This window comes from Camelimonas fluminis (assembly GCF_014656355.1).
Classification (GTDB): domain Bacteria; phylum Pseudomonadota; class Alphaproteobacteria; order Rhizobiales; family Beijerinckiaceae; genus Camelimonas; species Camelimonas fluminis.
The window spans coordinates 371009-389449 of sequence record NZ_BNCG01000003.1 but is presented as its reverse complement, the minus strand read 5'-3'; the positions used below and the strand labels follow the sequence as shown (position 1 = coordinate 389449).

Genomic DNA, 18441 nt, shown 5'->3' with positions numbered 1-18441 from the left:
GCTTTACAGCGAAGCGAACGATCGGACCCGATGACGACCATGCCCCACGCCGAAGCGCCCTCCCCACCAACCCTCGATGAACTGCGCGCCGACATGGCCGGGCGGGTGCTGTATCGCGATGGGCTGATGCTGGTCATCAACAAACCGTTCGGCGTGCCGGTGCATCGCGGGCCGGCCGCGGCTGACTGGAAAAATGCGCCGGATCTGGAAAGCGCCTTCGACGTGCTGCGCTTCGGCCTGCCACGCATCCCCGCCCTCGCTCACCGGCTTGATCGCGACACCTCTGGCTGCCTGGTGCTCGGCCGCCACCGCAAGGCGCTGGACAAGCTCGGCCGCATGTTCAAGGCGGGCGACATCGACAAGACCTATCTGGCGGTGGTGGAGGGCCATCCTGAAGCGGCGAGCGGCGAAATCGACCTGCCGCTGGGCAAGCGCGATCCGGATCGCGGCTGGTGGATGAAGGTCGATCCGGCCGGGCTGCCATCGCTCACCCGCTGGCGCCTGCTCGGCGCAACGACCGATGACGGTGCGCCGCGCGCCCTGGTGGAACTGGCGCCCGTCACCGGCCGCACCCACCAGTTGCGCGTGCACTGCGCCGCCATGGGCTGGCCGATCCTCGGCGACGCCGTTTACGGCTCCGCGCCGCGCCATGGCGGCCCCGGCCTGCATCTGCACGCCCGGTCCGTGACCATTCCGCTCCATGCCAGCCGGCCGCCCATTACCGTCGTCGCGCCGCCGCCGCCCCACATGCTGGCGCAACTGGCGGCCTGCGGTTTCGTTGACGACCAGCCGGCCGTTTCGGACGAAGCGGAAGCCTCATAAAACAGAACGCCGGGCGAGCGGCCCGGCGTTCGTACGCGATGTGACCCCGCCTCAGTTGAGGGCGGCGCCGGCTGGGCGGGCGGCCTCCGGGCCAACCGCCATGTCGCCAACTGTCAGGCCAAGCGGCCCGGCGTTCACCGAAACCGCGTCGCCGTCCTTCACCTTGCCAGCCAGGATCAGCTCCGCCAGCGGGTCCTGGACGTTCTTTTGCACCACCCGCTTCAACGGACGGGCGCCATAGGCAGGATCGTAGCCGCGCCCAGCCAGCCAGTCGCGCGCCTCGTCGCTGACATCGAGCGTGATCTTGCGCTCCTCCAGCAGCCGCGACAGGCGCTTCAGCTGGATGTCGACGATCGCCCCCATCTGGTCGCGCTTCAGCCTGTGGAACAGGATGATCTCGTCGATGCGGTTGAGGAATTCGGGCCTGAAGTGGCTGCGCACCACCGCCATCACCTCGTCGCGCACCGCATCCGAATCCTCGCCATCCTTCTGGTTGACCAGATATTCGGCCCCCAGGTTCGAGGTCATGATGATCAGCGTGTTGCGGAAGTCGACGGTGCGACCCTGACCGTCGGTGAGACGGCCGTCGTCGAGCACCTGCAGCAGCACGTTGAACACGTCCGGGTGCGCCTTCTCCACCTCGTCGAACAGCACCACCTGGTAGGGCCGGCGCCGCACGGCTTCGGTCAGCGAACCACCTTCCTCATAACCCACATAGCCGGGAGGCGCGCCGATCAGCCGCGACACCGAGTGCTTCTCCATGTACTCGGACATGTCGAGGCGCACCATGGCGTTCTCGTCGTCAAACATGAACGACGCCAATGCCTTGGTCAGCTCGGTCTTGCCGACGCCCGTCGGGCCAAGGAACATGAACGAGCCGATCGGCCGGTTCGGGTCCTGGAGACCGGCGCGGGCGCGCCGCACCGCCGTCGACACCGCGACCACCGCTTCGTGCTGGCCGACGACGCGCTTCGCCAGCGCCTCCTCCATGCGCAGCAGCTTGTCGCGCTCACCCTCCAGCATCCGGTCGACGGGCACGCCGGTCCAGCGCGACACCACCTGGGCGATGTTGTCGGGCGTCACGGCCTCCTGCACCACGTCCTTGCCGCTGCTCTCCGTGTCGGCCAGCTCCTTTTCCAGGCCAGGAATGACACTGTAGGTCAGCTCGCCGGCGCGCTGGTACTCACCGCGCCGCTGGGCGATGGCCAGTTCGTTGCGCGCCTCGTCAAGCTTGCGCTTCAGGTCGGCGGCCTTGCCAAGCTTGTCCTTCTCCGCCTGCCATTTCGCGGTCAGGGCGGACGACTGCTCCTCAAGGTCGGCCAGCTCCTTTTCCAGCCGGGCCAGACGGTCCTTCGAACCGGCGTCGCTCTCCTTCTTCAACGCCTCGGCTTCGATCTTCAGGCGAACGATCTCGCGGTCGATCGAGTCCAGCTCCTCCGGCTTGCTGTCCACCTGCATGCGCAGGCGGGCGGCGGCCTCGTCGATCAGGTCGATGGCCTTGTCCGGCAGGAAGCGGTCAGTGATGTAGCGGTTCGACAGCGTGGCGGCGGCGACCAGGGACGCGTCCTGGATGCGCACGCCATGGTGCTGCTCATAGCGCTCCTTCAGGCCGCGCAGGATCGAGATGGTGTCCTCGACCGTCGGCTCGGAAACGAACACAGGCTGGAAACGCCGCGCCAGCGCCGGATCCTTCTCCACATGCTTGCGGTACTCGTCGAGCGTGGTGGCGCCAACGCAGTGCAGCTCGCCGCGCGCCAGGGCCGGCTTCAGCAGGTTGGAGGCGTCCATGGCCCCGTCGGTCTTGCCCGCGCCCACCAGCGTGTGCATCTCGTCGATGAACAGGATGATGTTGCCTTCGGCGGACTGCACCTCCTCCAGCACGCTCTTCAGCCGCTCCTCGAACTCGCCGCGATATTTCGCGCCGGCGATCAGCGATCCCATGTCCAGGGCCAGCAACTGCTTGTCACGCAGGCTCTCCGGCACGTCGCCGTCAACGATGCGCCGCGCCAGGCCTTCGACGATGGCGGTCTTGCCGACGCCAGGCTCGCCGATGAGCACCGGATTGTTCTTGGTGCGCCGCGACAGCACCTGGATGGTGCGGCGGATTTCCTCGTCGCGGCCGATCACCGGGTCGATCTTGCCCTCGCGGGCCGCCTGGGTGAGGTTGCGGGCGTATTTTTTCAGGGCGTCATAGGCCTGCTCCGCCGAAGCGGAATCAGCCGTACGCCCCTTGCGCAGCGCCTCGATGGCGGCGTTGAGCCCTTGGGCGGTGACGCCAGCGGCCGCCAGCGCCTTGCCGGCCTCGCTGTCCTTCTCGATGGCCAGCGCCAGCAGCAGCCGCTCAACCGTCACGAAGCTGTCGCCCGCCTTGTCGGCGGCCTTCTCGGCAGCCTCGAAGACGCGGGCCAGCGCCGGCGAGAGGTACACCTGGCCGCTGCCGCCCTGCACCTTCGGCAGGCGGGCCAGCGCCTGCTCGGTCTGCTGCAGGGCCAGACGTGAATTGCCGCCAGCGCGATCGATGAGGCCGGCGGCAAGCCCTTCCGGATCATCAAGCAGCACCTTCAACAGATGCTCGGGCGTGAATTGCTGATGGTTCTCGCGCAGGGCCAACCCCTGCGCCGACTGAAGGAAACCCTTCGAGCGGTCAGTGTATTTATCAATGTTCATGCGCATCTCCTTTCGGATCCCCGCATATGGGGCGATCCGCAATGGCGGCCCCTCGGGAGGCGACCGCCGGAATACGTTGCTGGCGCCAAGCGCCGGCACAGACCCTATCTGGGTGTTGCTGGCTGGCAACACCAGAGGGAACAAGTTTTTTTTATCCGCCCGAAAGTCCTGTTTCTCCGGGCTTCCGGCGCCCGACCCGATCCGCATGCGTCAGCGTCATCCAGAAAACGCCGGCAATGCGCCAGACTGGATGCTGGCCCGGCAAGGAATGTGGGCGGCGCTAACGGACATTGCCAGGCCCGGGATGGGCGCAAGCCCATGGAATGCACAGGTTTCAGCGCCGTGCATGGCGGCGGGGAAGCGCCGTTTCACGATCGCGCGCTCCGGCGCGGGCAAGGAACATTGCCTTCCGGCCCTCACGCGTCCGGGCGAAATTCAATTCCACTCCGGCCGATGCTCCCCTAGACTGCCACCCAAGGGCGAAGACCCGTAACATATTGGGAGGAAAGTCATGTCGCAGGTGCTGTCCGGCGTCCGCGTGCTGGATTTTGGCCGCTTCATCGCCGGCCCCTACTGCGCCGCGCTGCTGGCGGATTTTGGCGCCGACGTCATCCGCATCGAGAAGCGCGAGGGCGGCGAAGACCGTTACATCGCGCCGATCTGCGAGTCCGGGGCCGGCGGCATGTTCATGCAGATGAACCGCAACAAGCGCGGCATGACCCTTGACCCCATGAGCGAGGACGGGGCCGCCGTCGTCCGCAAACTGGTCTCCTCCGCCGATATCGTCATCGCCAACCTGCCGCCCGAGACGCTCCGGGCCATGAAACTGGACTACGACAGTCTCACGGCGGTGAAGCCGGACATCATCCTCGTCACCGCCTCGGCCTTCGGCGCCGTCGGTCCCTATCGTGATCGCGTTGGCTTCGATTCCATCGGCCAGGCCATGTCGGGCGCCGCCTACATGACAGGCCAGCCCGGCCAGCCGGTGCGGGCCGCCGCGCCTTACGTGGATTTCGGCACCGCCTTCGGCATGGCCTTCGGCGCGCTGATCGCGCTGATGGACCGGGCGCGCACCGGCAAGGGACAGATCGTCGAGGGCGCCCTGTTGCGCACGGCCGTCAACATGATGGGCTCAACGCTCATCGAGCAGGCCGCCATCCAGATCAACCGGACGCCGACGGGCAACCGCGGACAGACCTCCGCGCCCTCCGACATCCTGCCGACCAGGGACGGACACGTGCTCGTCGCCGTGACCGGGCAGCCCATCTACAAACGCTGGGTGAAGCTGATGGGCGACGAGGACTACTGGCTCAACGATCCGAAATTCGCCAATGATCTCGTGCGCGGTGAGAACGCCGAGTTGATCAGCGCCCGGCTGGGCGCCTGGCTGGCGGAGCGCACCACGGACGAAGCGATCACCGCGCTGGCGCAGGCGCGGATACCCGCCGCGCCGGTGCTGACGCCCCAGGAAGTGCTCGACGACCAGCACCTGCTGGAAACCGGCTATCTGCAGCCGGTCGACTTCCCCGGCATGGATCAGGCCGCGCTGCTGCCACAGCCGCCCATGGTTCTGTCGCGCACCCCGGGCGAGATCCGTTCCCGGGCGCCCCTGAACGGCGAACACACCGACCAGATCCTGCGCAGCATCGGGGTTGATGACGCGGAAATTGCGCGCCTGCGCGACGCCCGGGCCATTTAGGGCGAAGGCCCGTTCCTGTTAACGGGATTTCGTTCCACCGCCCTGGATTGATGCGCCAGTTCCAGCGCGGTGGCCTCCGCGTCGCTGGAAGAGGCTCTGGCCCTCCTCCCTCACGAAACCGGGGCCACTTTTCCCCCAAATGCACCCGTGAGTTTCAGACAAAAAACTGGCCGGGAAGACCGGCCAGATCATGTGCGCAATTTTCTGCGAAGCCACGCGACAATGCGTCAGCCCGGTTCTGCTCAGCCCATGTGGAACACGCAGACCTTGTTGCCTTCCGGATCACGGAAATAGGCGCCGTAGAAGGTTGGCATGCGCTCGCCAGGGGCGCCCTCGTCGGTGGCACCATTGGCCAGGGCCGTCTGGTAGGCCTTGTCCACGGCGGCGCGGTCTGGCGCGGCGAGCGCCGGCATCACGCCATTGCCCACGGTCGCCGCCTTGCCGTCATAGGGCTTGCAAATCATGATTCCGGCGGCGCCCTTGCGGCCCCAGCCAATCATGCGGTCGTTGTTGACGGTGCGCTTGGCGCCAAGGTCAGCGGCAATCGCATCATAAAACTTGCCGGCGGCGTCCAGGTTGTTGGAGCCGAGGGTCATGTAGCCAAGCATATGTTCCTCCCGATGAGTCTGAATTCCGGACATTCGTTCCGTCCAGACCTTGTCGTGCATGGCGCCCTGTTTGCACCCCGCCGTCAAGCGGGATGTACAGGCGGATCGCGGAAATAGACAAGCTGATGGCTGGTGGCCAGCAAGGTTCCATCCCCGCTCCACAACTCAGCCGACTGGTCATGATAGCCGTGGTTGTAGACCCGCGTATCGGCGTGGCCGATCAGGGGCGCCTCGCCCTGCCGCGCCAGGGCGTCGGCGGTCGCGTGGAACCAGGTCGTCATGGAAATGGTGCCCACCGGCATCAGCGCGCCGCGCGCCACGAACACCCGCGCGAAGAAACAGTCGGCGAAAGCCGCCAGCGAGACGAAGTCGAGCGGCCTTGGCGGCTCGTCGCGCATCAGACCGGTCTGGGCGCCGGCGACCGGCTCCGCCAGGGGTTGCGACGCCAGCGGCGTATAGCGGTCAAGCCGCACGTCATAGCGCGCCATCCAGGCGCAGGGTGATTTCTCCCATGGAAAACGCACCAGCTCCGCCTCTGGCGGCAGTTGCGGCGGCTGGGCCGGGCGGTGGCTCCAGGTTTCAGGGCGGGCGCTGCAAATGGCCGTGGCGGTGATGGCCGGCGCGTCGTCGCCCTGGGAAAGCTCCAGAAACCAATGCTGGGTCGATCTGTTGGTGCGGGCCGCTCTCAGGCTGATGCGCAACGGGCCTTCAGCAATGGTGGCGCAATAATTCACTGTCAGGGCGATGGGATCGCCGCGCCGCTCCGGGTGCTGCAACAGCGCCCGCATCAGCAGGGCTGCGGTCAGCCCGCCATAGGGACCGGCGAAATTCCAGTAGGCGCGGGTCATCAGACCGGTGAAGCCGTCGCCCGTCCAGGTCAGGCGCGTCGCCTCATCCAGCGGATGCAACGCCCCGTCGCCATTGCCTCCGGCATCGCCATCCTGCGCCAGCCCCATTTGATTGACCCTCCCCCGACAGGCTGTCCGGAGCCGCCGGATATTTTCAGGCGAAGCAGCCGCCCGTTATCGCGTTGCCGGCAATGTGCATGGTCGCGTCGCCACGGTCCAGCCCGCCGCTGGCGGGATGTGCGCGATGGCGAAATCGCCGCCGTTACCTCGCGCGTAATCGCCAGGGCTCAGGTGGCCGCGCATCATGGCGTCACGGTCCACTTCAGGATCAACGCGAAAGGATACGCCATGCAACAGCAAGCCCATGTCCCTGCGGACGCCGCCCGCCGTCTCGCGACGCAGTATATCGCCCTGTGGAACGAGGCCGACGCCACCCGGCGGAGCGTTCTTGCCGGCGCGCTGTTCACCAGCGGCGCGGCCTATCTCGATCCGGTGATGGCCGGCGAAGGCCCTGACGGCATCTCCGGCATGGTCGGCGCAGCGCAGCAACAGTTTGCCGGCTTGTCATTCAGCCTGCGCGGCGAACCCGAAGCCACCGGCGACTGCGTGCGTTTCTCCTGGTCGCTGGGGCCGGAGGGTGGTCCTTCCATCGCCGCCGGAACCGACTTCGCCCGCGTCAACGGCGGCCGGTTCAGCGCCGTCACCGGCTTCATCGACCAGAAGCCCGGCGATCCGCCGCCCGCCGGCTGATGCATCCGCCGCCCAGAGCAACACACCAACCAGGGAGTCCAGTCATGACCCGTTTTCAGACCAGCCCCATGCTGCGCAACCTTCTCATCCTTGACGCCGTGACCTGCCTTGGCGCGGGCGCGCTGATGGCGATCGGCGGCGGCTACCTCGCGTCGCTGCTCGCCCTGCCAGAACCGTTGCTGCGCTATGCCGGCGCATTCCTGATTGTCTTCGGCGGCGCCGTCGGGCTGCTGGCCCGCGGCGCCCGGCCTCCCAGGGCGGCGGTCGTGGCGGTCATCGTCTGCAACGCTCTGTGGGCGGTTGAATCCGTCGCGATCATCGTCGCCGGCTGGGTGACGCCCAACGCCCTGGGGGTTGCGTTTGTTCTCGCCCAGGCCGTGTGGGTCGCCGCGCTGGCCGCGCTGCAATATGGCTGCCTGCGGCGGCAGGCCATTGCGGCGCCCGCGGCGTGAGGCCGCCGGTCAGTTCAGATCATCAGGAAGGGAGGGCAGCGGCATGATGTCGACGCCCTCCTCCAGCAGCGCCCGGACCTCTTCCGGGCGCGCTTCGCCGCGAATGGCCCGCGCCTCGGCTTCGCCTGAATGGATGCGCCGCGCCTCGTCGGGAAACTGCGCCCCCACATCGACAGTGTTCTGCACCACGTAGTGGCGCACGGCGCGCATCACCGCCCGCACCCGCCGGGCGGCTTCGTCGCTCATGGCGTCGGGAAGGGACGCCGCCTGTTGCGCCTGTTGCGCCGGTCCGGCGGGAACTGGCGGAGCTTCAGTGGCAACGGAGCGGTCATGCACGGCGGAGCGGGCCAGCGCCGGGGCCATGACGGTCTTCCCGACCTTCAGCGAACCGCATTGCGGACATGAGACGAAACCAGCCGCCGCCTGGGCGTCATAGGCCTGGCTGTCGGCAAACCAGCTTTCGAATTCGTGCCCCTGATCGCAGGCCAATGTGTAACGGATCATCCGCGCGGCGACCTCTCGCCTGTGTTTGCCGGCTGACGGCGCCAGCCTGAATGCTGATTGCGACAACATCCCCGGGGAGCCACTGCGCCGGGCCACCGTGGATCATGTCATACGTGCGTCAGATAAGCGCTCTCGCCGGGCTTTTCCACCCAGCGGTTCAGCCGACCCGGCGCACGGAAAATGGCCGGGTGTGCTGCAGCGCCGGAATGCGCTGGCGCGCCGTCGCCACCGCCGCCAGATCGATGCTGGCCAGAATGACGCCGGGCGCGTCGCCGGCCTCCGCCAGCACCACGCCCCACGGGTCGACGATGATCGAATGGCCGTACGTTTCACGGCCATCCTCGTGCAGGCCGCCCTGGGCCGCCGAAATGACGAAGGCGCCGTTCTCGATGGCCCGGGCCCGTTGCAGGACCTGCCAGTGCGCCTCGCCGGTCTGGCGGGTGAAGCACGCGGGCGCGGTGAGGACATCGGCGCCGGCTTCGGCAAGAGCGCGATACAGATAGGGAAAGCGCAGATCGTAACAAATGGTGACGCCAACGCGGCCGGCCGGCGTGCTCACCAGCGGGGCCACGTCGCCGCCGGTGTAGGCGCGCGATTCGCGCCAGCTCTCACCATTGGGCAGATCGACGTCAAACAGGTGGATCTTGTCGTAGGTGGCGAGAATGTCGCCGCTGGCGCCGATGACAATGGCGCGATTGGCGATCTTGTCGCCGGCGCGGAGCGCCAGCGAGCCGATGTGGATGGTGAGGCCGCGCCGCCGCGCCAGATCCTGGACGGCCGGGATCAGCGGATCCTCATCCTGGCTATGGATCTTTTCCATCAGATCGGTGCGCGAGCGCTCGACCAGGCCCGTCATTTCCGGGGTCTGGATATAGGTCGCGCCGGCGTCCGCCGCCTCGCCGATCAGGCGGATCGCGGTTTCGCGGTTCTCGGCCGGATCGCGGCTGGAGCGCATCTGCACGCAAGCGACGGTCAGCGGCGTGGTCGGCGGCGTTCCGCGCAGGTCAGGCCCCCGCGTCGCGCCGGTCGCCGGCGAAGGCGCATCCTGCGGCCCGGATGCGGTGACAGGCCCTGCTTCCTCGGTCATGGCGACTCCCTCCCCGGCGCAGCGCCGTCAGGGCAAAGCCCGGTCGAACGGCGCTTTGCTCCCCCCTGTTGTACCGGGCGTCATGGCGCCCGAAAGGCCGCCGGAGCCAGGCCCGGCTCCAGCCCATTCATTGCAGGCGATTCGCCCTGCCATGGAGCGTCCCGGCTTGCCGGCGCCAGGATCCCGTCCCTGCGGGGCCCGCCGGACACACCGGACAGGCCAATCCGCTGAATGCCCGGGCGGGCTCTCAGCCATTGAGCAGGGCGTCGAGCTTGCCGGCGGCGTCAAGCGCATGCAGGTCATCGCTGCCGCCCACATGCTGCCCGCCGATAAAGATCTGCGGCACGGTGGTGCGCCCGCCAGCCCGGTCGATCATCGTCGCCCGCTGCTCCGGGTGCTGCAGGATGTCGATTTCCTCAAACGCCGCCCCCTTGGCGTTCAGCAACTGCCTGGCTGCGTGGCAATAGGGGCAGGTGGATTTGGTGTAAATGGTTATGCGCTGCACCGGAAACTCCAGAAGACCTGTCATGAGGACCGTCATGAGAACTGTTCGATAAATATATGGCCCGACGCGCCGTCTCCGTCACCCGTCCATTCGGCGATGGCTACCGGGCGCGGACCACGAGAGCGAAGGTGAGCACATCGACCTGCGCCGCGCCAGCCTTCAGCAGCGCCCGCGTCGCCGCGGCGGCGGTGGCGCCGGAGGTCATCACATCGTCGACCAGCAACACCCGTTTGCCCGCGATCCGGGCGCGGGCGCCGGACGCCACGGCGAAAGCGCCGCGCAGGTTGCTGGCCCGCGCCGTGCGCGTCAGCCCAACCTGCGGCGCGGTGCGGCGAACGCGGCGCAAGATATCCGGGGCCATCGGCCGCCCGCCATGCCGGCTCACCGTTTCCGCCAGCGCCGCCGCCTGGTTGAAGCGCCGGCTCCACAGGCGCGTCCGGTGCAGCGGCGTCGGCGTGACCAGCTCCGCGTCCGCCAGCAACTCGGCGCCGGCGGTCGCCATCATCCGTCCCAGCAGACGGGCGATGTCAGGGCGATCGCCAAATTTCATGGCATGCACCAGATCACGCGCCACGCCGTCATAACGCACCGCCGCCCGGGCCCTGCCCCATGGCGGCGGATCGGCGATCGCCGCGGGCGACGTCGTTCCGGCGCCGGGATCAACGGCGAAGGGCGCGCCGAGGCGCTCACAGCAGGGACGGGTGATGAAGCCGAGGCTGCGCCAACAGACCGGACACAAGGCCTGCGGCGCGCTGACGGCCTGGCTGCAATGCAGGCAGATGGGCGGATAGAGCGCATCGAGGGCGGCGCGGCGGACGCCGGCGAGCAGGGCTGGCAGCCGCCGCCAGGCCGGCGGACTGCGTTGGGCGGCGTCTTCCGGAATATCCGTCATGCCGACAACTCCCCACTTTGACCGTGGCCCGGCCACACGCCATATAAGGCGGCATCATAGATGGCGCCGTCGCGCCGGATGAAGCGGATTTCGCGCCATCCCCGGCCGCGATCGCCAGAAGTCGCCGAAGCCGGAAGCCCGGAACAGGAAAGCCGCATGTCCGCGCCAGATACACCCCAGGGTCACGCCGCCTCCGCCGCGCCGCTGGTTTTCGACCGCCCGCTGGCGCGCCATTATCTCGAGCGCGCCGCCAGGGCCGGGCTGGCGGATTTTCTGGTCGACCGGGTGGCTGAAGACCTCGACCTGCGCCTGTCAGCGATCAAGCGCGACTTTTCCTGCGCCCTCGATCTTGGCGGGCCAGGCGAACAGGTGCGCGACGTGTTGCGCCAGCGCGGCGTGGCGCGGGTGGTGCGCGCGCCCATCGGTCAGGGGCTCGGCGGCGACGTGGTGGTTGATGAGGAGGCGTTGCCGTTCGCGCCGGAATCCTTCGACCTGATCGTCGGCGTGTTGTCGTTGCAGGGCGTCAACGATCTGCCCGGGGCCATGGCGCAGATTCGCCGGACGCTGAAGCCGGACGGCCTGTTCATCGGCTGCCTGCCTGGCGGCGCCACCCTCACCGAACTGCGCCAGGCATTCACCCAGGCTGAGGCCGAGACCACTGGCGGCGTCAGCCCGCGCGTGGCCCCCTTCGCCGACGTGCGCGACATGGGCGCCCTGCTGCAACGCGCCGGCTTCGCTTTACCCGTCGCCGACCTGGAAAGCCTGACGGTGCGCTACGGCCACCCCTTGCGCCTCGCGGCCGACCTGCGCGCCATGGGCGCTGGCAACGCCCTGGTCGACCGCCTGCGCAAACCCCTGCGCCGCGACACGCTGATGCGCATGGCCGAGGTGTATCTGCAGCGTTTCGCCGATCCGGACGGGCGGGTGCGTGCCACCTTTGAGCTGGTGTGGATGTCGGGGTGGGCGCCGCATGAGAGCCAGCAGAAACCGCTGCGGCCCGGCTCCGCCAAGGCCCGCCTCATCGACGCCCTGAAAGTGGACGCCGCCGCCATGGCGCCGGTTCCTGATCGCACGGGCTGACGCCAAAGCCCAATGTGTCGGAACTCATGGGGTTCTTGCATGAGCCTCCTGGCGGCCCTGGTGGGACAGGGCATCGCCGCGCCGCACGGAAACAGCCCGCCTTGCGGGAAAATGATGCGCCGGACAGATGACATCGGAACGAATTGGGGCCAGGCTTGCCGGGCGCTGTCAGAGCCGTTCGCGCCTGGGGATTTTGGGTCCGCGCACTGCGTCTCCAGCGAAGCGGAGCCTGTCCTGGCCGGGGCGTGACGCCCGGCCGCCTGGATGCTCCGACAGATGACGCCGGAGCGACGGGATCTGCGCCATTCGGTTGCAGGGCCATGAATGCTCCTGCATGCCGGGAGCTGTCGTCATGAAGCCGTTCACCTTCGACACCGCGCATTCCATTGTATTCGGGGCAGGCGTTTCGGAGCGCATTGGCGAACTGGCGCTGCAACGGCTTGGCGGAGCAGTTTCGGGCGACGCCCGCGCCCGGATACTGGTGGTGACGGACCAGGGCGTCATCGCCGCGCATCTGCTGGATCCGGCGTTGCGGTCCCTGCGCGCCGCAGGCCTCACGGCTGAAGTGTTCGACGGCGTCGTCGCCGATCCGCCGGAAGCGGTGGTGCAGGCCGCCATCGCGCAGGCGCAGGCCATGCGGGCGACGGCGGTGATTGGTTTCGGCGGCGGCTCACCCATGGATACGGCCAAGCTGGTGGCGTTGCTGGCGCGGACCGGCGCGGCGCTGGGCGACATCTATGGCGTCGGCAGGGCTGTCGGGCCGCGGTTGCCGCTGATGCTGGTTCCGACCACCGCCGGCACCGGCTCGGAGGTAACCCCGGTGGCGGTGGTCACCACCAGCGCCCGCGAAAAGCAGGGCGTGGTGTCGCCATTGCTGCTGCCTGACGTGGCGCTGCTTGATCCAGAGTTGACCTACGGACTGCCGCACCACGTCACCGCCGCGACTGGCGTCGACGCCATGGTTCACGCCATTGAGGCGCACGAATCGCTCAGTCCCAACAACAATCCGCTGTCGCGACTGCTGGCCCGCGAAGCGTTGCGTCTGCTCGGCGATGGCGTCCGCTCGGCCGTGCGCGAAGGCACCCACCCGGAGGCGCGCAGCCAGATGATGCTCGGCGCCATGCTGGCTGGCCAGGCTTTCGCCAATTCACCCGTGGCCGCCGTGCACGCGCTGGCCTATCCGGTCGGGGCGCACTTTCATGTGGCGCATGGCCTGTCGAACGCGCTGGTGCTGCCGCATGTGTTGCGCTTCAACTGTGGGACCGATGGCGGCGCCTATGCCGAGGTCGCGCCGGCGCTGTTTCCGTTCCTGGCCGGAACGCCAGCCTCCAGGCGCGGCCTGGCGCTGGCCGACGCGCTGGCCCACCTGACTGCTGAAATCGGCCTGCCCACGCGCCTGCGCGAGGTCGCGCGCGCCGCTTCCAGGGACGTCCTGCCCGAGTTGGCGCGCGACGCCATGAAGCAGACCCGTCTGCTGGTCAACAATCCGCGCCCCGTTTCGGAAGCCGACGCGCTGGCGATTTACGAGGCGGCCTGGTAGCGGCCGGCGCGCCCTGGATCAGGCATGCGCAAGCGCGAGCCTGGCGTTCCGTTCGACCAAAGACCCATGCGTCAAAAGCAAAAGCCACAAGGCGCGCGACTTGCGGGAATGGTTGCGACTCCCTTATAGAACACTATCAGAACGGGCGGCGAACAACGCTGTCTTTCGTCCACTCCGCGCGACTGGTCCCCGGTGGCGGAACGTGCCGGAAATCCGGCTGAGCGAGGTGCTTGCTGATGCGAGGCGCTCTTGGCGGCCCACGCGTGCTCCTGCGTCGTCTCCGCGAGGTGATGGCGGAGACAGTCAGCGCCCAGGAGAAGCTCGACCGCATCGTTGTCCTGATCGCCAGCAACATGGTGGCCGAGGTCTGCTCAGTCTACGTGCTGCGCGCCGACGGCAACCTGGAGCTCTATGCGACCGAAGGCCTCAAGCGCGAGGCCGTGCACCGCACCATCATCAATTCCGATGAGGGCCTCGTCGGCCTGATCGCCTCGAGCGCTGAACCGCTGGCCCTCTCAGACGCCCAGAGCCACGAGGCGTTCTCCTACAGGCCCGAGACCGGCGAAGAAATCTATCACTCGTTCCTCGGCGTGCCGATCCTGCGCGCCGGCAACACCCTCGGCGTGCTGGTGGTGCAGAACCGCGCCTACCGCATCTACACCGAGGAAGAGATCGAGGCGCTGCAGACCACCACCATGGTCATCGCCGAGATGGTGGCCTCGGGCGATCTGCAAACCCTGGTGGAGCCCGGCCAGGACATCGCCATCCGTCGCTCGCTGGCGCAGCGCGGCGCTTCCCTGTCGGAAGGCATTGGCCTCGGCTATGTGGTGCTGCACGAACCGCGCGTGGTGGTGCAGAAGCTGATCGCCGACGACGTCGCCGGCGAGCTGGCGCGCATCGACGGCGCCATCACCAGCTTGCGGGAGCGCATCGACAATCTGCTGGCGCGCGGCGACGTCGCCCACAGCGGCGAACACCGCGACGTGCTCGAAACCGTGCGGATGTTCGCCAATGACCAGGGCTGGCTGCGGCGGATTCGCGAGGCCATTCACACCGGCCTGACGGCGGAAGGCGCGGTCGAGCGCGTGCAGTCCGACACGCGCGCCCGCATCCTGCGCCAGACCGACCCCTATCTGCGCGAGCGCCTGCACGACCTGGATGAGCTGGCCAACCGCCTGCTGCATGAACTTTCCGGGGCCAATTTCACCGCCGCGCGCGAGGAACTGCCGGACAACGCCATTCTGGTGGCGCGCTCCATGGGGCCGGCGGCCCTGCTCGACTATGATCGCTCCCGCCTGCGCGGCCTGGTGCTGGAAGAAGGCGGCAAGACCAGCCACATCGCCATCGTCGCCCGGGCGCTGGGCATTCCGGCGGTCAGCGAAATCGACAACATCGTCTCGCTCGTGGAAGCCGGGGACGCCATCATCGTCGACGGCGTCGCCGGTGAAGTGCAGATTCGCCCGCAGCCAAATGTGGAGGCGGCCTATGCGGAAAAGGCGCGGCTGCGCGCCCGCGCCCAGGCCAAATACAAGCGGCTGCGCAAATTGCCGTCCACCTCGAAGGATGGGGTCAACGTCAGGCTGAACATTAACGCCGGCCTGCTGGTCGACATGCCGCATCTGGCCGAATCCGGCGCCGCGGGCGTCGGGTTGTTCCGCACCGAGCTGCAGTTCATGGTGGCGGAAAAGCTGCCGTCGACCACCGAGCAGCAATTGCTTTACGAGCAGGTGCTGCAGGGCGCCGGGGAAGCCCCGGTGACCTTCCGCACGCTCGACATCGGCGGCGACAAGGTGCTGCCCTACATGGAGCGCGTCGAGGAGGAAAATCCCGCCCTCGGCTGGCGCGCCATCCGCATCGCCCTCGACCGGCCGGCGCTGCTGCGGGCGCAGATGCGCGCCCTGCTGCGCGCCGCCGCCGGGCGCTCCCTGCGCGTCATGTTCCCGATGGTGGCGACCATCGACGAGTTCCTGCGCGCCCGCGCCCTGGTGGCGCGCGAGCGGGCCTATCTGAACCGGCACGGCCATGCGGACCCGGCGGAAGTGAAGCTGGGCGTCATGGTCGAGGTGCCGTCGCTGCTGTTCCAGCTCGACGAGATCTGCGCCGAGGCCGATTTCATCTCGGTGGGCTCCAACGACCTGATGCAGTTCCTGTTCGCGGCGGATCGCGAGAACCGTCATGTGGCCGGACGTTTCGATCCGCTGGGTCCGGCGGCGCTGCGCGCCCTGCGGCACATCGCCCACACCGCCGCCCGGCACGATTGCGTGGCGACGGTGTGTGGAGAAATGTCGGGACGACCGCTGGAAGCCATGACCCTCATCGGCCTTGGTTTCCGCGCCCTGTCGATGCCGCCGGCTGCGGTGGGACCGGTCAAGGCCATGCTGCTGGCGCTGGAGGTGGGCCCGCTCACGGCCTTCCTCGACGAGGTCCTGCGCTGCGACGGCCAGCTGGAGACGTTGCGGCCGCGGCTGGAAGCCTTTGCCGAAGCCAATTGCATCCCGGTTTAAGCCGCTGGATGCATGCGCGATTCGCCGGCGCGCCTCCCGCATCCGGCGAAAAACCGGCCATGCTGAAGCGGGGTCCCGTTCCATCGCCCTGACGAGTCGCGTTTTCTCAAGGCAAGGTCGCCTCCGCCTTGCTGGAAAACGCTCTCGCGGCTTTTCACCCGCCGCGCTTTCTGCCATTGCGAAGGCATGAACGGATTCAGGCCTCCCGAGGACCGGCTGGACGCGATTCTCGCGCGCCACGCCCAGTTGAACGCCATCCTGGCTGAGGGACCGGACGGCGCCACTTTCGCGCGCGCCTCGCGCGAGCTGGCGACGCTTGAGCCGGTCGCCGCAGCCATCGCCGCCTGGCAGGCGGCCCGCGACAATCTCGCCGGTCTCCAGAGCGTGCTTGATGATCCTGCCTCCGACGCCGACCTGAAGGCGCTGGCCCAGGACGAAATCACCGGAGCGGCGGCAGCGTTGGAGCAGCTGTCTCACGAGGTGCGGCTGATGTTGCTGCCGCGCGACGAGGCGGACGAGAAATCGGCCATTCTGGAAATTCGCGCCGGAACCGGCGGCGACGAAGCCTCGCTGTTCGCCGGCGACCTGTTCGGCATGTACAGCCGCTACGCCGCCATGAAGGGGTGGACGGTGGAGCCGCTCTCGGTGAGCGAAGGCGCGGTTGGCGGCTTCAAGGAAATCATCGCCGAGGTGCGCGGCGCTGGCGTCTTCGCCCGGCTGAAGTTCGAATCGGGCGTGCACCGGGTGCAGCGGGTGCCGGCGACGGAAAGCTCCGGACGCATCCACACGTCAGCGGCGACGGTGGCGGTGCTGCCGGAGGCGGAAGACGTCGACGTGGACATCGACGAGGGCGACCTGCGCATTGAGACCATGCGGGCGGGGGGCGCCGGCGGCCAGCACGTCAACAAAACCGAGTCCGCCATTCGCATCACCCACGTTCCCACCGGCACGGTGGTGCATGTGCAGGAAGAGCGCTCGCAGCACCGCAACCGGGCGAAAGCCATGAGCCTGCTGCGCGCCCGGCTGCACGACGCCGAGCGCGGTCGCAAGGACGCCGAGCGCGCCGCCGACCGGCGCTCCCAGGTGGGGTCCGGCGACCGCTCGGAGCGGATCCGCACCTACAATTTCCCGCAGGGACGTGTGACCGATCATCGCATCGGCCTGACCCTCTACAAGCTCGACGAAGTGATCGCCGGCGCCGCCCTCGACGAACTGGTTGACGCCCTGACCGCCGCCCGCCAGGCCGAATTGCTGGCCTCGGACGGCGAGGCATGACCGGCGCGCCAGACGGAGGCCAGCCTGACGCGCGGCTGGCGCCGTTCGACGCCTTGCCGGCCGGAGCCGGGCGGAGCGCCACGCTTGCCGCGCTGGGCAAGGCTTTGGCCGGACCCGACGCCGGCGAAGGTCCCCGCATGGCCCGCATCCTGTTCGCTGGCGTGCTGGGCCTCGATCTGGTCCAGATCATCGCCAGGCCTGAGGCCCCGTTGTCCGGCGATGAGCGGGCGCTGCTGCGCGCCGCGGCGGAACGTTGCCTGGCTGGAGAACCACCGGGGCGGGTGCTGGGGCGGCGGGCGTTCTGGGGCATGGAGTTCCGCCTAGGTCCGGACACGCTCGAACCGCGCCCGGACACGGAAACCCTCGTGGAGACGGCGCTCGCCCGCCTGGACCTGCAAAAGGCTGGCAACCCGTTGCAGATCCTGGATCTTGGGACCGGGACGGGCTGCATACTGATCGCCCTGCTCAGCGAATTGCCGGGCGCCTTTGGCGTCGGCGTCGATCTGGCTCCCGGGGCGGCGGCGATCGCCCGCGACAATGCCCTGGCCAACGGCGTGGGCGAGCGTAGCGGCTTCATGGCCGGGGACTGGACAGAGGCCATTGCGACGGGCCTGTTCGACCTGGTCGTCTCCAACCCGCCTTATATCGAAAGCCATGCGCTCGCCGGCCTCGACGCAGGGGTGCGCCTGCACGATCCGGTTCTGGCGCTCGACGGCGGCCCTGACGGGCTCGCGCCCTACCGGCTGCTGGCGCCGCAGGCGATGCGACTGCTCCGGCCCGGCGGCGTCGCGGCGTTCGAGGTGGGCGCTGGCCAGGCCGCTGATGTCGCGGCGTTGATGCGCGTCGCCGGTTTCGCGGCGACGCAGGTTGCGGCGGATCTGGCGGGGGTAATGCGGGTGGTTTCAGGCGTCAGGCCGTGAAGGGCGAGGACGGTGGTCCTGAATTTCTGCTTGGCGATGGCGCGCGAAACAGGTAATGTGCCAGCCATACGACGTGATTTGAGCCCGTAATCTGGCGCTTCGAAGGGAGAAGCCGCCTTATGGGTGCGTCGATCGGCCGCGCCGATCCAGCGCCCTTTCCTGTCAGGCAGACGCCTGACCGTCGGAAAGGTCCCAGGATTCAGATGGTTGGAGTTTGGTCTGGTCGCCATGTGGTGGAACTGGATCGGTTGTGCTCTGACAACGGCCGATGGACGATTACGGAAGCAT

At 68.2% G+C, this 18441-nt stretch carries 16 protein-coding genes; 9 read left to right on the top strand and 7 right to left on the bottom strand.

Going from position 1 to position 18441, the window contains the following annotated elements; all coding sequences use genetic code 11:
* The first annotated feature begins 30 nt into the window (after positions 1-30).
* Positions 31-822, top strand: a complete 792-nt coding sequence (locus IE243_RS06930) for an RluA family pseudouridine synthase (protein ID WP_244642883.1) — start codon at positions 31-33, stop codon at positions 820-822.
* 51 nt (positions 823-873) lie between these two features.
* Here the strand turns inward: IE243_RS06930 and clpB are convergent, their stop codons facing one another.
* Positions 874-3489, bottom strand: coding sequence for an ATP-dependent chaperone ClpB (gene clpB, locus IE243_RS06925; RefSeq protein ID WP_191318588.1), 2616 nt, complete (start codon positions 3487-3489; stop codon positions 874-876).
* A 511-nt stretch (positions 3490-4000) separates the two neighbouring features.
* Here clpB and IE243_RS06920 point away from each other — a divergent pair.
* On the top strand, positions 4001-5188 hold the full coding sequence (locus IE243_RS06920; RefSeq protein ID WP_191318587.1) for a CaiB/BaiF CoA transferase family protein: 1188 nt from the start codon (positions 4001-4003) through the stop codon (positions 5186-5188).
* A 242-nt stretch (positions 5189-5430) separates the two neighbouring features.
* Here the strand turns inward: IE243_RS06920 and IE243_RS06915 are convergent, their stop codons facing one another.
* Both IE243_RS06915 and IE243_RS06910 read right to left on the bottom strand, forming a co-directional pair.
* Complete coding sequence (locus IE243_RS06915; protein WP_191318586.1) at positions 5431-5796, bottom strand: VOC family protein; 366 nt, start codon at positions 5794-5796, stop codon at positions 5431-5433.
* A gap of 83 nt (positions 5797-5879) precedes the next feature.
* On the bottom strand, positions 5880-6752 hold the full coding sequence (locus tag IE243_RS06910; protein ID WP_191318585.1) for an acyl-CoA thioesterase: 873 nt from the start codon (positions 6750-6752) through the stop codon (positions 5880-5882).
* Positions 6753-6992: 240 nt separating this feature from the next.
* Between IE243_RS06910 and IE243_RS06905 the strand changes: the two genes are divergently transcribed.
* Both IE243_RS06905 and IE243_RS06900 read left to right on the top strand, forming a co-directional pair.
* Positions 6993-7394 carry a nuclear transport factor 2 family protein gene (locus tag IE243_RS06905; RefSeq protein ID WP_191318584.1) on the top strand — a complete coding sequence of 134 codons (402 nt, stop codon included), beginning with the start codon at positions 6993-6995 and terminating at the stop codon, positions 7392-7394.
* 44 nt (positions 7395-7438) lie between these two features.
* Positions 7439-7846 (top strand): hypothetical protein, encoded by a 408-nt coding sequence (locus IE243_RS06900; protein ID WP_191318583.1) that lies wholly within the window; start codon positions 7439-7441, stop codon positions 7844-7846.
* Positions 7847-7855: 9 nt separating this feature from the next.
* Here IE243_RS06900 and IE243_RS06895 read toward each other — a convergent pair whose 3' ends face one another.
* From IE243_RS06895 to IE243_RS06880, 4 genes are all read right to left on the bottom strand, one after another.
* Positions 7856-8350, bottom strand: a complete 495-nt coding sequence (locus IE243_RS06895) for a DUF1178 family protein (RefSeq protein ID WP_191318582.1) — start codon at positions 8348-8350, stop codon at positions 7856-7858.
* 157 nt (positions 8351-8507) lie between these two features.
* Positions 8508-9305 carry a carbon-nitrogen hydrolase family protein gene (locus IE243_RS06890; protein WP_244642920.1) on the bottom strand — a complete coding sequence of 266 codons (798 nt, stop codon included), beginning with the start codon at positions 9303-9305 and terminating at the stop codon, positions 8508-8510.
* Between the two features lie 379 nt (positions 9306-9684).
* Positions 9685-9942, bottom strand: a complete 258-nt coding sequence (gene grxC, locus IE243_RS06885; RefSeq protein WP_191318671.1) for a glutaredoxin 3 — start codon at positions 9940-9942, stop codon at positions 9685-9687.
* A 100-nt stretch (positions 9943-10042) separates the two neighbouring features.
* The gene (locus tag IE243_RS06880; protein WP_191318580.1) at positions 10043-10834 is read right to left on the bottom strand and encodes a ComF family protein; all 792 of its coding nucleotides are present in this window, start codon (positions 10832-10834) and stop codon (positions 10043-10045) included.
* Positions 10835-10990: 156 nt separating this feature from the next.
* On the opposite strand from IE243_RS06880, the gene IE243_RS06875 reads away from it, so the two are divergent.
* From IE243_RS06875 to prmC, 5 genes are all read left to right on the top strand, one after another.
* Complete coding sequence (locus tag IE243_RS06875) at positions 10991-11914, top strand: methyltransferase domain-containing protein (protein ID WP_191318579.1); 924 nt, start codon at positions 10991-10993, stop codon at positions 11912-11914.
* 352 nt (positions 11915-12266) lie between these two features.
* Complete coding sequence (locus IE243_RS06870; RefSeq protein ID WP_191318578.1) at positions 12267-13454, top strand: iron-containing alcohol dehydrogenase; 1188 nt, start codon at positions 12267-12269, stop codon at positions 13452-13454.
* Between the two features lie 236 nt (positions 13455-13690).
* Entirely contained in the window at positions 13691-15958 is a 2268-nt protein-coding gene (gene ptsP / locus IE243_RS06865; RefSeq protein ID WP_191318577.1) for a phosphoenolpyruvate--protein phosphotransferase, read from the top strand.
* Between the two features lie 186 nt (positions 15959-16144).
* Entirely contained in the window at positions 16145-17233 is a 1089-nt protein-coding gene (gene prfA, locus IE243_RS06860; protein ID WP_191318576.1) for a peptide chain release factor 1, read from the top strand.
* Positions 17230-18153: a peptide chain release factor N(5)-glutamine methyltransferase gene (gene prmC / locus IE243_RS06855; RefSeq protein ID WP_191318575.1), complete on the top strand. Its 924-nt coding sequence runs from the start codon at positions 17230-17232 to the stop codon at positions 18151-18153. The genes prfA and prmC overlap by 4 nt, the downstream gene beginning before the upstream one ends.
* The last annotated feature ends 288 nt before the right edge of the window (positions 18154-18441 follow it).

Bases quoted from the DNA above. Each gene is read 5' to 3' on its own strand.
- IE243_RS06930 (WP_244642883.1), top strand. From the start codon at position 31: ATGACGACCATGCCCCACGCCGAAGCGCCCTCCCCACCAACCCTCGAT.
- clpB (WP_191318588.1), bottom strand. From the start codon at position 3,489: ATGAACATTGATAAATACACTGACCGCTCGAAGGGTTTCCTTCAGTCG.
- IE243_RS06920 (WP_191318587.1), top strand. From the start codon at position 4,001: ATGTCGCAGGTGCTGTCCGGCGTCCGCGTGCTGGATTTTGGCCGCTTC.
- IE243_RS06915 (WP_191318586.1), bottom strand. From the start codon at position 5,796: ATGCTTGGCTACATGACCCTCGGCTCCAACAACCTGGACGCCGCCGGC.
- IE243_RS06910 (WP_191318585.1), bottom strand. From the start codon at position 6,752: ATGGGGCTGGCGCAGGATGGCGATGCCGGAGGCAATGGCGACGGGGCG.
- IE243_RS06905 (WP_191318584.1), top strand. From the start codon at position 6,993: ATGCAACAGCAAGCCCATGTCCCTGCGGACGCCGCCCGCCGTCTCGCG.
- IE243_RS06900 (WP_191318583.1), top strand. From the start codon at position 7,439: ATGACCCGTTTTCAGACCAGCCCCATGCTGCGCAACCTTCTCATCCTT.
- IE243_RS06895 (WP_191318582.1), bottom strand. From the start codon at position 8,350: ATGATCCGTTACACATTGGCCTGCGATCAGGGGCACGAATTCGAAAGC.
- IE243_RS06890 (WP_244642920.1), bottom strand. From the start codon at position 9,305: ATGCGCTCCAGCCGCGATCCGGCCGAGAACCGCGAAACCGCGATCCGC.
- IE243_RS06880 (WP_191318580.1), bottom strand. From the start codon at position 10,834: ATGACGGATATTCCGGAAGACGCCGCCCAACGCAGTCCGCCGGCCTGG.
- IE243_RS06875 (WP_191318579.1), top strand. From the start codon at position 10,991: ATGTCCGCGCCAGATACACCCCAGGGTCACGCCGCCTCCGCCGCGCCG.
- IE243_RS06870 (WP_191318578.1), top strand. From the start codon at position 12,267: ATGAAGCCGTTCACCTTCGACACCGCGCATTCCATTGTATTCGGGGCA.
- ptsP (WP_191318577.1), top strand. From the start codon at position 13,691: ATGCGAGGCGCTCTTGGCGGCCCACGCGTGCTCCTGCGTCGTCTCCGC.
- prfA (WP_191318576.1), top strand. From the start codon at position 16,145: ATGAACGGATTCAGGCCTCCCGAGGACCGGCTGGACGCGATTCTCGCG.
- prmC (WP_191318575.1), top strand. From the start codon at position 17,230: ATGACCGGCGCGCCAGACGGAGGCCAGCCTGACGCGCGGCTGGCGCCG.